This is a genomic window from Methanococcoides vulcani, assembly GCF_900111645.1.
In the GTDB taxonomy this organism is placed as follows: domain Archaea; phylum Halobacteriota; class Methanosarcinia; order Methanosarcinales; family Methanosarcinaceae; genus Methanococcoides; species Methanococcoides vulcani.
The window spans coordinates 279,392-292,603 of sequence record NZ_FOHQ01000001.1; the positions used below are offsets into that span (position 1 = coordinate 279,392).

15 protein-coding genes are annotated in these 13,212 nt (G+C 45.0%); 7 read left to right on the forward strand and 8 right to left on the reverse strand.

All coding sequences use genetic code 11. The features are described from left to right. Positions 1-29 precede the first annotated feature (29 nt). The 5 genes from BMX02_RS01475 to BMX02_RS01495 form a co-directional block, all read right to left on the reverse strand. Complete coding sequence (locus BMX02_RS01475) at positions 30-299, reverse strand: elongation factor 1-beta (RefSeq protein ID WP_091688425.1); 270 nt, start codon at positions 297-299, stop codon at positions 30-32. Between the two features lie 9 nt (positions 300-308). Beyond that, complete coding sequence (locus BMX02_RS01480; RefSeq protein ID WP_091688426.1) at positions 309-473, reverse strand: HVO_2753 family zinc finger protein; 165 nt, start codon at positions 471-473, stop codon at positions 309-311. Between the two features lie 101 nt (positions 474-574). Further along, positions 575-1,207 (reverse strand): amino acid kinase family protein, encoded by a 633-nt coding sequence (locus BMX02_RS01485; protein ID WP_091688428.1) that lies wholly within the window; start codon positions 1,205-1,207, stop codon positions 575-577. A 16-nt stretch (positions 1,208-1,223) separates the two neighbouring features. Next, positions 1,224-2,201: a hydantoinase/oxoprolinase family protein gene (locus BMX02_RS01490; protein WP_091688430.1), complete on the reverse strand. Its 978-nt coding sequence runs from the start codon at positions 2,199-2,201 to the stop codon at positions 1,224-1,226. Further along, positions 2,198-3,121, reverse strand: a complete 924-nt coding sequence (locus BMX02_RS01495) for an ATP-grasp domain-containing protein (protein WP_091688432.1) — start codon at positions 3,119-3,121, stop codon at positions 2,198-2,200. The genes BMX02_RS01490 and BMX02_RS01495 overlap by 4 nt, the downstream gene beginning before the upstream one ends. A gap of 137 nt (positions 3,122-3,258) precedes the next feature. Here BMX02_RS01495 and BMX02_RS01500 point away from each other — a divergent pair, with 137 nt between their 5' ends. The 6 genes from BMX02_RS01500 (at position 3,259) to BMX02_RS01525 (ending at position 10,537) form a co-directional block, all read left to right on the forward strand. Continuing rightward, positions 3,259-3,672 carry a heat-shock protein gene (locus BMX02_RS01500; protein WP_091688434.1) on the forward strand — a complete coding sequence of 138 codons (414 nt, stop codon included), beginning with the start codon at positions 3,259-3,261 and terminating at the stop codon, positions 3,670-3,672. A gap of 153 nt (positions 3,673-3,825) precedes the next feature. Beyond that, a complete protein-coding gene (grpE, locus tag BMX02_RS01505; RefSeq protein WP_091688436.1) occupies positions 3,826-4,392 on the forward strand; it encodes a nucleotide exchange factor GrpE in 567 nt (188 codons plus the stop codon). A 96-nt stretch (positions 4,393-4,488) separates the two neighbouring features. Then, positions 4,489-6,348 carry a molecular chaperone DnaK gene (gene dnaK, locus BMX02_RS01510; RefSeq protein ID WP_091688438.1) on the forward strand — a complete coding sequence of 620 codons (1,860 nt, stop codon included), beginning with the start codon at positions 4,489-4,491 and terminating at the stop codon, positions 6,346-6,348. A 66-nt stretch (positions 6,349-6,414) separates the two neighbouring features. Continuing rightward, entirely contained in the window at positions 6,415-7,614 is a 1,200-nt protein-coding gene (dnaJ, locus tag BMX02_RS01515; protein WP_091688440.1) for a molecular chaperone DnaJ, read from the forward strand. Positions 7,615-7,742: 128 nt separating this feature from the next. Then, positions 7,743-9,077: a Trk system potassium transporter TrkA gene (gene trkA / locus BMX02_RS01520; RefSeq protein ID WP_091688442.1), complete on the forward strand. Its 1,335-nt coding sequence runs from the start codon at positions 7,743-7,745 to the stop codon at positions 9,075-9,077. 20 nt (positions 9,078-9,097) lie between these two features. Next, positions 9,098-10,537: a TrkH family potassium uptake protein gene (locus tag BMX02_RS01525; protein WP_091688445.1), complete on the forward strand. Its 1,440-nt coding sequence runs from the start codon at positions 9,098-9,100 to the stop codon at positions 10,535-10,537. Between the two features lie 54 nt (positions 10,538-10,591). On the opposite strand, the gene BMX02_RS01530 is transcribed toward BMX02_RS01525, so the two are convergent. Together BMX02_RS01530 and BMX02_RS01535 are read right to left on the reverse strand one after the other, a co-directional pair. Beyond that, positions 10,592-11,812 (reverse strand): NAD(P)/FAD-dependent oxidoreductase, encoded by a 1,221-nt coding sequence (locus BMX02_RS01530; RefSeq protein ID WP_091688447.1) that lies wholly within the window; start codon positions 11,810-11,812, stop codon positions 10,592-10,594. Then, entirely contained in the window at positions 11,809-11,985 is a 177-nt protein-coding gene (locus BMX02_RS01535; RefSeq protein ID WP_091688449.1) for a 4Fe-4S binding protein, read from the reverse strand. Before BMX02_RS01535 ends, BMX02_RS01530 begins: the two co-directional genes overlap by 4 nt. Positions 11,986-12,272: 287 nt before the next feature. Between BMX02_RS01535 and cutA the strand changes: the two genes are divergently transcribed. Then, the gene (gene cutA / locus BMX02_RS01540; protein ID WP_091688451.1) at positions 12,273-12,587 is read left to right on the forward strand and encodes a divalent-cation tolerance protein CutA; all 315 of its coding nucleotides are present in this window, start codon (positions 12,273-12,275) and stop codon (positions 12,585-12,587) included. On the opposite strand, the gene cofC is transcribed toward cutA, so the two are convergent. After that, complete coding sequence (gene cofC / locus BMX02_RS01545; protein ID WP_091688453.1) at positions 12,564-13,211, reverse strand: 2-phospho-L-lactate guanylyltransferase; 648 nt, start codon at positions 13,209-13,211, stop codon at positions 12,564-12,566. The genes cutA and cofC overlap by 24 nt on opposite strands. Between the last annotated feature and the right edge of the window lies 1 nt (position 13,212).

Genomic DNA, 13,212 nt, shown 5'->3' on the forward strand with positions numbered 1-13,212 from the left:
AAAAAGAGGAAAGAAAAAGTTCTTTGCGATTATACAGGTCTGCCCAATTCGGTAACCTGCACGCTCTCGACACCCTCGACAGCTGCAAAAGCTTCTTCTACAGGTTCTGTGCCACCTTCAAGGTCGCCTACAAGAACTACTACCTTAAGTGCCTTTAATCCAAAAGCAATTGGTTCTGTTTCTGATGCATAGATCGATGAACCTTCTGGCAATGCTGCTTCGAGTTTGTTCTTCAGGTCATCCAGGTCGGTCTCGACGCCTGCTGGCATGATCTTCATTGTTGCTGCTACTTCTCCCATATTGGTCCCTCAGGGTCCTACAAAGCCGCATTTAGGGCATGTGTAAGGGTTGCTCTGTTGTCTGCACTTGGTACATCTTCCAAGCTCGGTGTCACATGCTGGGCATGGGAATCTTGTGAATCCCTTCTCAACAAGGCGAACTCCACATGATGTGCATTGTTCAACTTTTGCCATTGTAATACTCCTTTTGATTCTGTAAATATGTATAATGCTTGAACGAAACGCTTCGTGTCGCGATAAGCTATAACGGTTTCTGTACATACGCGGTATATAATTTAAATATTCCCCTTGATGTGTGTACTCCTTACCATTTTCCCTTCGATAGCAGCAACCACTCTTTCAGGACAGGTTCCGTTAACGATGACACAGTCCATACCATATTTGTCCAATATATGTGGTAGTATCCGGTCAGTGCATGTCTCACCCATGCTCTCAAGTTCTTTAGCAGTGATCTCTTCGATAAGTTCACCTTCATTTAGCACGCCATCAACATCTGTGGCTTTGACAAGTATTGCATCGATTCGATGCGCAGCCCACGCAGCTATGGTGTCTGATGTGACATCCCATGAATGTTCGAGTTCGTCAGTGGTCTTTAGCAATTGGTATGGCAGCAGGATGGATATTCCTTCAGGCACATCATCCGTATCATCTATCAAAGGCACCCCGCTCTTGTCCATAAGAAAGTATGCATATTGTTCCATTGCTGCCACAGCCATCCAGTGGGCAGCCTCATCACCGATCGAATGTGTCCTGCTTGCTTCTCTAATGCCATTGGCAAAGATACCTCCTCCTGGCACGACCACTATCTTTACTTTGCTTCCTGTGCTGGCAATGTGTTCCGTGACTGCTTTTAACAGACCATCGGCTTGTTCTATCAGGCTTCCACCGATCTTAAGGACTACTTTCATTTCTTATCGCAGGATCTTAGTTCACATTTTCTTCTTCAAGCAACTTTGCAGCAGCGTAAGCAGGGAAAACCTTTGAGATCTCCGGTCCCCACTTGTCGGAAGTGGAGAAGCAATCAAGGCCAAGACGCATTGCAGCTTCTTCTATCATGAATTCTCCCAGTCCGGCGGAGACAATAGTGTCAAGACCGTTCTTCTCAGCCACGGTGGATATAGCTTCACAAAGCAGGGATATCTGTGTTTCTTTCACATCTTTTGCTATCATTAGCAGGTCTTCTTCAGAGATCTCTGCAAGGTCGGCACATACGACACGTGCAAGTCTTCGCATGCAGTCGATTCTGTCCCTGCCGGCACCATCTGAGGTCTCGCATGTGAACAGGTCCCTGTCTATATCGCCAAGAAGCATGTATGCATCAGCAGTGGTGGCAAAAAGTTCGGAAGAGACGCGACATGTTCCTTCCTTCAGTTCTACGGTCTTAAGCAGGGCCGCAAGGTTCGTGCGCAAGGTTCCTGCATATACCAGCTCACTGCGAAGCAGCCTGAAAAAATCGGTATATCCTGCCACATGTTTGCCGTTCTTAATAGGAATTATATCACTGGTGGTGCTACCCACATCCACAAAAATGCAATCTCCGACCTCTTTTCCTATCAGGCGGGCAGATGCAGCCCAATTGGCAGCAGCAAGGTCCCTTGTGTTCCGGGTGGTGTCCTGGAAGTGTCCACTGTTGTTCACGTATTCTATCTTGCAGTCGAAAGCGTTGTTCACAGCGTTCATAATAAAGCTGACCCCCTCATCCTTGTCCGCAAAACAGTCTGCAAGTTCTCCTGTCATCACAACAGCCAGAGCATCGGGTTTGAGTCTTTTTGATAGGTCCTTAAGGGCTGATGGAAGTGTGGTGTCCTTCCATAAAGGGATGTAGAGCAGTTCTTTGATTTCTCCATCAGAGGAGGCGACCTTTGTGTTAGCTCCACCAATGTCTATTCCAATATATCTCATATCAATTCCTCTTTGGTGAACGAGTAATTTCCTGTAATATTTATCTGTGGGAGTGGTTGCCCAAGAGCATTAGCTATCAGAAGTTCTGCTATCTCCCTGTCCATTATCTTAGTAATACCCACAAGGGACGTTGTGGGTCTTGGATTTATGTCTATTATATATGGCCTGTCTCCCAGTATTATGTCCACTCCGGTATATCCATTGCATTCAAGTATTCTGGTTGCCTCGATGGCTGTTTCATAAAGCTCCTGCTCCCTTTCGGTAGGGTATGGCGTCGTACAGCCGCAGTAAACAACAGAAGATGCATCCCTCTCGGGATCGATATCTATCATCTGCTTGTTCACTGTTAATGGGAGTGTCTCCTTTCCACAGATTAGGCTGACACTTAGGTGTTCTCCTTCGATATACTCCGTTGCGATCTGTCCTTCTTCCAATTTCGGGTCGTGGCATACGAATGTATCTTCTGATGCACAGCCGTATCTTGGCTTAACGATCCAGCGTTTACCTTTTGGTATTGCTTGGTCAGCAGAATAAGTTCCCGGGATCGCAATTGATGCGGCTTCCAGTTTTCTGGTACATTCCAGTTTATCCGAGCAAATAGTTACTGACTCAAAGGAGCAGCCGAGGTTCAGTGTGTTATCATCGATTATGGCTGTGATCCCGGGTAAAAGCTCTTCAGGTGCGATCACAAGGGCTGCATCGCAATCTTTTGCCTGTTTCTCCAGAATTTCATTGATACTGTCCTCGCTGGAAGCAACAGAACTGCCATATTCTATCGATGGTCCGGACGATGTGTATATCATCTCATGGCCAAGGCGTGAAAAACTTGATGCCAGGGTGTGGAGCATTGCTTTACCTTCTAATAGGTAGGTTCCACCCATGCCGGTGCTGACAGCATATTCCGAAAGAAGTATTTTCATGTAAGGTGAGATTCTATCATCTTATTTGTTATTTACTGTGGATCATGGTGACCTGAATATATTCTTTATTTATTGTGTGTCCTCGACAATTACTATATATATCAGCAATACAAATTACAACGCGAGGGATACAAAGGATGAATGCGGAAATTTCAGATAATCCTTTTTTACAGGCGCTTGCTGTTTCAGGTACCATGTCCATTTTTATGATAGGTATGGCTCTTGGAGTTATGAACATTCTTTCTAGCGGCATCAGTCCAATGCCTTCTTCTGTCATATTGCTGATCTTTGCTGTGGTTTTCATAGTGGGTTCGGTATTCTTTGAGAAGAGGGGTGCCGACCAGATCGGTGCGCTTATCGGTGGATGTGTCGTGTCACTTGCAGCTACCATCTCTATCTTTTCGTTCTTTGGAGGCGTTGATTTTGTCCTGAAGGACGGTCTCAGTGTATTGGGATGGGATCGGCTGGTGTCAGCACTTGCGATCTGTATGATAGCAAGCATGTTGCTTGTCAAATTGCTTTCCTATAAGATGCAGGCAGAATATGCCTGAGCCATTTTGGCCAAAGGCGCTTGTTGGAGCTTGTTTTTGGTCTGTTCTTTTTTAGTGTAGCATGCACACAAAACCGTAACGTATTTATAGAACTTCAAACAATCATCTGCTGTTATGTTATACCGCTGATAAATTATGGCGGAGTCGTGATCAATGGCAGGTAAATCTGGAAAGAAATCTAAAACTAAAGAAGAGAAGGATTCGTGTACTGGCTGTAAAGGCGACGATTTGTCGGAAAACCTGGCCGGTGGCCAAAATAAAGATGGCACTCCTGCGGATTCTGATATCATGGAACTTAAAGAACAACTGGTTCGCCAGAGGGCTGAGTTCGAGAACTTCAGAAAGCGAAGCATGCGCGAGAAGGAAGAGTTCCGCAAGTTCGCTCTGGAGAATATGATGGTCGAAATGCTGGAAGTATATGATAACTTTGAGCGTGCTCTTGAATCTTCAAAAAAGGCTGATGACGTGAATTCAGTTATTGAAGGTGTTGAGATGGTATTCAGACAATTCGTCTCTATACTTGAAAAGGAAGGCCTGAAAAAGATCGATTGCACCGGTAAAGAATTCGACCCGCACCTTCATGAAGCAATGATGCATGTCCAGACCTCAGAACATCCTGACAACCATGTTGTTGATGTCTGTAAACCCGGATATGAACTGAACTCGAAGGTCATACGTCATGCAATGGTAACAATTGCAGATAATCCGGATGAGAACTAACATTTGATATTATGGGGTATATCTCTTTAGTAATATCATAAAGAAAACCAAATTGCTATTAACTATTTAATAATCAAAGACAAGTGAGGTATTATCATGGGAAAGATATTAGGTATTGATCTTGGAACTACTAATTCATGTATGGCTGTTATCGAAGGCGGAAAACCTACCGTTGTCCCTAATGCAGAGGGCGCAAGGACCACTCCTTCAGTAGTTGGTTTTTCCAAGAAAGGGGAAAAGCTTGTAGGACAGGTCGCAAAAAGACAGATGATCGCCAACCCTGATAACAGTGTAAGCTCCATTAAGCGTCACATCGGTGAGGGAGACTATAAAGTAAATCTGAACGATAAGGATTACACTCCACAGGAAGTTTCTGCAATGATCCTTCGCAAGCTCAAGGATGACGCTGAAGCATATCTTGGTGAGACCATCACACAGGCTGTTATAACTGTACCTGCTTACTTCAATGATTCCCAGAGGCAGGCTACCAAGGATGCCGGTACGATCGCCGGACTTGAGGTAATGAGGATCATCAACGAACCTACAGCTGCATCTCTCGCATACGGTCTTGACAAAGAGGAAGGCGACCACAAGATCCTTGTGTACGATCTCGGAGGAGGCACTTTTGATGTATCCGTTCTTGAGCTTGGAGACGGTATCTTTGAAGTACTTTCCACAAGTGGAGACACACATCTTGGTGGCGATGACTTTGATCACAGGCTCACTGAATTCCTGATCGGTGAGTTCAAGAAAGCTGAAGGTATCGACCTGTCAAATGATAAGGCTGCACTCCAGCGCCTTAATGATGCTGCTGAGAAGGCAAAGATCGAGCTTTCGGGCGTTGCTTCAACTAACGTGAACCTGCCTTTCATTACAGCAGATTCTAACGGCCAGCCAAAACACATTGATATTGATGTTACAAGGGCACAGTTCGAGAAGATGACCGAAGATCTTGTGGAGAAGACACTTGTTTCCATGAAACAGGCTCTTAGTGATGCAAAAGTAACTCCAAAGGACATTGACAGAGTGCTTCTTATCGGTGGTTCTACCAGAACCCCTGCGGTATATAATCTTGTGAAGGATTTCATTGGAAAGGACCCATACAAGAACATCAATCCTGATGAGGCAGTTGCAGTCGGTGCAGCCATTCAGGCAGGTGTACTTGGTGGAGAGGTCCATGATGTTCTGTTGCTCGATGTTACTCCTCTTTCACTCGGTATCGAAACCCTTGGAGGCGTTGCAACACCGCTGATCGAAAGGAATACTACCATTCCTACAAAGAAGAGCCAGATATTCTCAACTGCTGCAGACAGCCAGCCATCTGTGGAGATCCACATCCTGCAGGGTGAGCGAGGAATTGCTTCTGCTAATAAGACCCTTGGTCGTTTTGTACTGGATGGCATACCACCTGCACCAAGGGGAATGCCACAGATCGAAGTGACCTTTGACATTGATTCCAATGGTATCCTTCATGTGAATGCAAAAGACCTTGGTACCGGTAAAGAACAGTCTATCTCTATCCAGAAGCCTGGTGGATTGTCCGACGAGGAGATCGACCAGATGGTGAAGGATGCTGAATCCCATGCAGAAGAGGACAAGGCACGTAAGGAAGAGGTAGAGATCAGGAACAATGCAGAATCTCTTGTCAATGCTTCTGAGAAGACCCTGAAAGAGGCTGGAGATGTCGCAACCGACGAACAGAAGGCCACGATCGAAAAGTCTATGGCTGATCTTAAAGAGGCTCTGGAAGGCGAAGATATCGAAGCTATCAAAGCTAAGACCGAAGCATTACAGGAAGCTGTTTACAAGGTCTCCGCTGCAATGTACGAGAAGGCACAGCAGGAAGCAGCTGCAGGTGCTGAAGCTTCCGAAGATGCAGGGGCATCCACTTCAGACTCCGGATCCGATGAAACTGTTGTCGATGCGGACTATGAGGTTGTCGACGAAGACAAATAAATATCTTGAAGGTATAGGTGCAGATGCTTCCCATCTGCACTTTAATTTATCCATAAAGGAGATTTAATGTCGACCACACGTGATTATTACGAAATACTTGGTGTAGCCAAGGATGCCTCTGAGACTGATATCAAGAAAGCATATCGCAAACTTGCGATGAAATTCCATCCTGACAAGAACAAGGATGATGGTGCTGAAGAGAAGTTCAAGGAGATATCCGAAGCTTATGCTGTGCTGTCCGATGATGAGAAAAGATCACAGTATGATCGGTTTGGCCATGCGGGTATAGACGGTCGATATAGCACAGAAGATATTTTCAGGAATGCTGATTTTGGCGGTTTCGAAGACCTTGGTGATATCTTTGGCAGTATCTTCGGAGGCGGCTTTGGTGGTTTCGGTGGCTTTGGCGGTGGAGGTCGTCGCAGGCAGGGTCCGACAAGGGGCTCTGATCTTAGATATGACTTGGCCGTAACTCTGGAGCAGGCTGCTTTCGGTGAACAGGTGAAGATCAATGTTCCAAGAGCAGAGAACTGTGAGACCTGTGGAGGTACGGGTGCGAAGGAGGGCACAAGTCCGACCACCTGTCCGAAATGTCGTGGCAGCGGTCAGATGACCCATTCACGAAGAACCCCACTTGGTAACTTCATGACTACTACTACATGTGACAATTGTCACGGTAGGGGTCAGATCATCGAATCTCCGTGTCCTGTCTGTAAAGGTTCAGGTAAGCAGAAGAAAGTACGCAAGATCGAAGTAAGAGTTCCAAAAGGTGCTGATACCGGTCTGCGTCTGAAGATCAGCGGGGAGGGTGAAGCAGGAAGTCCGGGTGCACCATCGGGTGACCTTTATGTTGTGATCCATATAAAACCTCATGAGAAGTTCGATCGCATAGGTGATGATATTGTCTATGAGGTCCCTATTACGTTCTCTCAGGCAGCTCTTGGCTCTGAAGTAATGGTCCCGACGCTTCATGGCAAGGTCAAGATGAAGGTCAAAGCAGGAACCCAGACACATTCAATACTACGTATGAAAGGCAAGGGAATGCCACATCTTCATGGACATGGCCAGGGTGACCAGCTTGTGAAGGTCGTTGTTGAGACACCTACAAACCTCACTGATAAACAGAAAGATCTGCTGGAAGAGCTCGATAAGCTCAGTGGTAGTAAGTCCAAAGGATCAAAAGGTGGCAAAGGATTCTTTGACAAGATGAAAGACGCTTTTGAAACTGCTATTTCTAATACTATTCCCGGTCCTGTTGACTCCTGATAACAGGGCGGGGACATTTCTTATTTTTATATCGGTCGTCATTTATGTGGAGTAAACTTTAACACTGATACCGGGTATTAACCATATCTTATACTTCCAATTTATTTTCATAGGTTAGTGTGATCTTTATGAAAATCATAATCGTCGGAGCCGGTGAGGTAGGGTATCATATAGCAAGTTCCCTTTATCTCAACAATGATGTTATCGTCATTGATAATGATGAGGATGCATGTGCACGTGCAGATGAGCTCGATGTACAGGTCATTCATGGGAATGGTGCTAATATATCCATATTAGGTCAGGTGATCAACGATGCTGATCTCCTTGTTGCTGTGACCGGTTCAGATGAAGTGAACATTGTTGCATGTACAGCAGCCAAACTGCTGGCTCCTTCTTACAGACCGTTCAAAACAATGTCAAGGGTCACAAATCCAGATTATATTGACAGGCCGATTGCAACTCGCACACAGATAGGTATTGATGTCATGATCTGTCCGGAACTCTCCCTCGCTTCAGAGGTTGCCGAGATCCTTTCTATCCCCTCGGCTATTGATGCTGAGGTCTTTGCAGATGGCAAGATCAAGATGATGGAATTCGTTGTATCTGAGGACAGCGATCTTGTGGACAAGAATATGAAGGACCTGGATCTTTCTGATTGCTGCATAGTTAGTGCTATTTACAGGCAATCAGACATTATTATTCCTCATGGGGACGATGTGATACATAGTGCTGATCATGTTGTTGTCATTGGAAAATCTGATGCCATGGCCAATGTAGGAAGCCTCTTTGCAGGCCATGAGGAAAACGTCAGCAGGGTGATGATCATCGGTGGAGGTACCGTTGGTTTCTATCTTGCAAAGCTTATTGAAAAAAGCCATGCCACTATAAAGATAATCGAAAAGAACAGGGACCGATGCGAGTTCATTGCTGAAGCACTTCCAAAAGTACTTGTTCTGAAAGGCAATGGGACGGACATCAACCTTCTCAAAGAAGAAGGTGTCCAGGATATGGATGTCGTTATCTCTGTGACGGACAGTGATGAAAAGAACCTGTTATGTGCTCTGCTTGCAAAGCAGCTTGGTGCCAAAAAGGTCGTTGTACGTGCTGATCATCTTGATTATGTTCCACTGTTCGAACTTGTAGGTGTGGACCGTGCTGTAAGTCCAAGGAAAGCTACCATTAATGAAGTATTGAAACTGACCATGGGTACAGGCATTGAAGCCCTGACCATGATCGAGGGCGAAAAGGCGGAGATCATTGAATATACTGCATCAAGCAAGTCAAAGGTAGTTGGAAAACCTTTGAAGAACGTCAAGTTCCCTGAAGGTGCACTTGTCAGCATGGTGGTCCATAAAGGCGATACTTTCGTACCTCGCGGTAACTATATTATCAAGGAAGGCGACCGTGTGCTCATATTCTCATTGCCTTCTGCACATCAGGATGTCGAAAGATTGTTCAAGTAACTTAAAATAGGCGTGTTTTGATGAACTTCGGGATCGTATTTAGCGTATTGGGCTCACTTCTTCGTTTTCTTGGCCCGATGATGCTGGTCCCTCTGGGAGTTGCCCTCTATTATGGTGAATCTCCATATCCTTTTGCAGTCGCGTTTTCATTTACTACGATCGTTGGATCTATACTTTCATTTAGGTATTCCTCATCAGATGAAAGGGAATGGGAGAAACGTGAAGGCTTTGCTATAGTTGCTTTTGGATGGTTTGCCGCAGCACTCTTTGGTTCTATTCCGTATATGTTCGACGGAGTAACGTTTCTTAATGCCCTGTTCGAGTCAATGTCAGGTTTTACAACGACCGGGGCAACGGTCTTCGTAGATATTGAAACCCATTCAAGAAGTCTTCTGTTCTGGCGAAGTATGACCCAATGGATTGGTGGCATGGGGATTATCATGTTGTTCATTGCAATTCTCCCAAAGCTGGGAGTTGCAGGGCGTCAGATGTTCCGTGCTGAGGCCCCGGGTCCCAAGGAGGACCAGCTAAAGCCAAGGATAAGGGAAACCGCAAAGATACTCTGGGCTGTCTACGTATCTATTTCCGTAGTGGAGCTTCTTCTACTGCTCATTGCAGGTATGTCCTTCTATGATGCCTGTATGCATACTTTTACCACGATGGCTTGTGGAGGTTTTTCACCTTATGCAGACAGTGTTGCAGCTTTTAACAGTCCTCTCATCGAAGGTATCATCACGCTTTTTATGTTCATTGCAGGTGCGAACTTTGCCCTGCATTACAAGACCTTATATTCTGATAAAAAAAGCCTTCTAAAGGACAATGAGTTCAAGTTCTATTTTGTGATCGTAGGTCTTGCGACGGTGCTTCTGACATTGATCCTCTGGAGGGACACGCCCGATTCTATCCCCACATCTTTCAGGTATGCTGTTTTCCAGGTTGTCTCTATACTGACGACAACAGGGTATGCGACCACTGACTTCAACCTGTGGGCCGATTCGGGAAAGGTCGTCTTACTGGCGATGATGTTCATTGGTGGCTGTGCTGGTTCTACTGCAGGTGGCATAAAGGTCGTACGTCTTCTCCTTTTGCTGAAATACGCACGTAGTGAGCTTTTCAAAGCTATTCACCCTAAAGCTGTGAGGCCTATCAAATTTAACGGAAAGAGCGTTCCAGTTGACATCATGCATGCGATAATCTCATTTGTGGTGATCTATTTCCTTATCTTTTTGATAAGTTCAGCTATCCTTTCCATATTTGGAATGGACCTTACCAGTTCCGTCACAGCATCCATAGCAACTCTTGGCAATATCGGTCCAGGCTTTAATATGGTAGGGCCAATGGCAAACTTCAGTACTGTTCCTGCTATTGGAAAGCTAGTGCTGATCGCCAATATGTGGATAGGCAGACTTGAAGTGTTCACTGTTATAGTTATGCTTACTCCGGAGTTCTGGAGAAGATAATTTAAAATAAGATTTTGTTCCATTCGTTTTCAGGATGGAACAAGAATAATATGATCAGGATCTATATTTAAAGTCAACGTCGTTCTTAACAATGTCCTTAAAGAGTCCCCTGAGGTTCCAGAGAAGTTTTTTGTTTGCTTTGAAAAGAGCAAGTAAGAGGTCCAGAAGGCTCATGCTTGTGAAATTAACGTTCTTGAGTGAGTTAGCAAGTGAGTTCAGATCCTCATCTGTGAAATTGACAAACGTCTCCTTGACTATCAGGCTGTTGTCGATCTCCCTGCCAATTGTTTCTCTCCAGAGGTCTTCGTATTCCTGCAAGGTCGTTGTAGAATTATCTCCTTTCCTTATTGCTTTTACAGCAACCTCTCCGGCGATCTTTCCCGCATCCATGGCATTAATGATGCCTCCGCCGGTGATAGGGTCGGACTGTCGGGCAGCATCGCCGACGAGCATAAGGCCATTGGCGATAGTCCTGTCTATGGTACCTGATACCGGAACTCCTCCGACGACCATCTCGATGATCTTTGCGTCAGGCATGTTCTTTTCAATAAATTCATTCAAAAGATCAATAGGTCTATTTTCACCGGATTTACTACCCAGTATTCCAATTCCAACATTGGCTTTGTTGCCACCTTTTGGGAACAACCATATATATCCTGCAGGTGCGATCTCATTTCCAAGGTAGAAATAACAGAATTCCTGGTCGATATTTGCATTGGATACCAGATATTGTGCACATGTTTCTATGTCTGCGGGCTTTACCGATGTGTCGATACCTGCCCAGCGCCCGACCTTTGATTCCATTCCGTCAGCACCGATGACGATCTTTGAGCGCACTTCATATTCTTCACCCATATGCATGAGCTTGATACCGCAGACGGTCTCATTCTCAATTATAAGGTCAGTGGCCCTGGTCTTAACCATCACTTCTGCCCCGGCAATAGCACTTTCATTTGCAAGTGCCCGGTCGAATATCTTTCGTTCAAGTACATATCCAACCTCTCCGCCGGCGATCTCCTCTGCCATTTCGATCTCAGTTCCATCCGGCGAAAAGATACATGAGCCTTTCAGATCAGCACATATCCATCTGGGATCGGGCTCGATATGTTGTTTCAGGTTGTATTTACCCACACCTTCAGCACATCTGATCGGATCTCCTATCTCCTGTCTTTTCTCTATTAGAAGTACGTCAAGTCCTTCCTTTGCAGCTGTTTTAGCAGCAATGGATCCTCCGGGACCGGCGCCGATTACAATAAGATCATATTCCTTTTTCATCTGTCCACCTCGATAGCTCCAAGCGGGCATATCTTCTGGCATATGCCACATCCAGTACATTTTTTACTGTCTACTTCTATCCATGTTTCGATGAGCTCTAATGCTCCAGTTGGGCAGACGCCCACACATGCACCGCAGTACCCACATTTATATTTATTTACAATGATGCTCATTCATTATCACCGATAGTCAGATGTGATGTACCATTATTACTTTGATAATAATATAGGTTTCGTGAGTTGCTCACTGGCTTATGGATATTCTTATATGTGATTATTCATGGCAAGCTAAAACAAAGAAAAGAATATGCCTTTTTCGGATAGCTGTACTAATATGTATTACTTAATTAGCATATTTTCGTTCGTATTGATGTCTGTTGATGACCTCATGCCCGATACCATATGGGATCTGCAGATGAACAGACGATATCTAGATATGTTCTCTGCCAATATTTTGTATTATGCAACATATTATAGTTTACATTACAGCCGGAAGTATGGACGAAGCGCGCATGCTTGGAAAAGAGCTGGTGTCAAGGCGGCTTGCCGCATGTGCTAATATCCATCCAATAAATTCCATCTATATGTGGAATGATGAGATGGTGGAGGATAATGAGGTTGCACTTATATTGAAAACGACCTCTGAAAGATTCAAGGAATTAAAAGAAACTGTTGTATCGCTTCACAGCTATGATCTTCCATGCATAATTTCATGGGAGGTCACTGGTGAGAAAAAGTATCTCCAGTGGATCTCAGATGAAACCGGAAAGCTTTGAAAGTGGTGATATCTTCACGCGCCCTTTTCCGGTCTCGGCACAAAATCTTTTTTCAGCATATTCCTTTGAAAGACCATTTCCGTATAAGAGTAACTCTACAATATCATGAGGTTCATCGATATCGATACTTGCAAGGAATGAATCAAAGATCCGTATGCTCTTCCCAAGGTCTTCTGTGATCTCATAATGGCTTATAAAACTGCATCCATGGTATTTAACGGTAAATTCCTTTGGTTGCCGGATGAACAGTATGTTCGTACCGCCACCTTTTCCGGGAACAATGACAACGTCTTCGGGGTATGATATTATCTTTTTGATGTGACTGCTTCTGACAAGGGGCAGATCTGCCATGATGATCATGGTTGGCTCATCGACATTTTGAAGGTATGAGTTGATAGATGCATTAAGCCCGGGATCGGTTACAATAAGATCCAAATCTAGATCGTCGGGCACTCCTTCACGGGAGGTGGTAAGGATGTCTATTTCTTTGATCCCTGCGGAGCATAATGAGCTGACCACATCCCTTAGCATGAGTTCGACGAATTCCTCACGCTCTGTCTGTGAAAGTACCGGAGATAGCCTTGATTTGGCATTCTCTTTTTTATATGGGATCACTGCCCGCATA

Excerpts from the sequence above, each read along its gene's own strand:
- BMX02_RS01500 (WP_091688434.1), top strand. The coding sequence starts at position 3,259 with ATGAATGCGGAAATTTCAGATAATCCTTTTTTACAGGCGCTTGCTGTT.
- dnaJ (WP_091688440.1), top strand. The coding sequence starts at position 6,415 with ATGTCGACCACACGTGATTATTACGAAATACTTGGTGTAGCCAAGGAT.
- trkA (WP_091688442.1), top strand. The coding sequence starts at position 7,743 with ATGAAAATCATAATCGTCGGAGCCGGTGAGGTAGGGTATCATATAGCA.
- dnaK (WP_091688438.1), top strand. The coding sequence starts at position 4,489 with ATGGGAAAGATATTAGGTATTGATCTTGGAACTACTAATTCATGTATG.
- BMX02_RS01535 (WP_091688449.1), bottom strand. The coding sequence starts at position 11,985 with ATGAGCATCATTGTAAATAAATATAAATGTGGGTACTGCGGTGCATGT.
- cutA (WP_091688451.1), top strand. The coding sequence starts at position 12,273 with ATGCAACATATTATAGTTTACATTACAGCCGGAAGTATGGACGAAGCG.
- BMX02_RS01485 (WP_091688428.1), bottom strand. The coding sequence starts at position 1,207 with ATGAAAGTAGTCCTTAAGATCGGTGGAAGCCTGATAGAACAAGCCGAT.
- BMX02_RS01490 (WP_091688430.1), bottom strand. The coding sequence starts at position 2,201 with ATGAGATATATTGGAATAGACATTGGTGGAGCTAACACAAAGGTCGCC.
- BMX02_RS01530 (WP_091688447.1), bottom strand. The coding sequence starts at position 11,812 with ATGAAAAAGGAATATGATCTTATTGTAATCGGCGCCGGTCCCGGAGGA.
- BMX02_RS01495 (WP_091688432.1), bottom strand. The coding sequence starts at position 3,121 with ATGAAAATACTTCTTTCGGAATATGCTGTCAGCACCGGCATGGGTGGA.
- cofC (WP_091688453.1), bottom strand. The coding sequence starts at position 13,211 with ATGCGGGCAGTGATCCCATATAAAAAAGAGAATGCCAAATCAAGGCTA.
- BMX02_RS01480 (WP_091688426.1), bottom strand. The coding sequence starts at position 473 with ATGGCAAAAGTTGAACAATGCACATCATGTGGAGTTCGCCTTGTTGAG.
- BMX02_RS01475 (WP_091688425.1), bottom strand. The coding sequence starts at position 299 with ATGGGAGAAGTAGCAGCAACAATGAAGATCATGCCAGCAGGCGTCGAG.
- grpE (WP_091688436.1), top strand. The coding sequence starts at position 3,826 with ATGGCAGGTAAATCTGGAAAGAAATCTAAAACTAAAGAAGAGAAGGAT.
- BMX02_RS01525 (WP_091688445.1), top strand. The coding sequence starts at position 9,098 with ATGAACTTCGGGATCGTATTTAGCGTATTGGGCTCACTTCTTCGTTTT.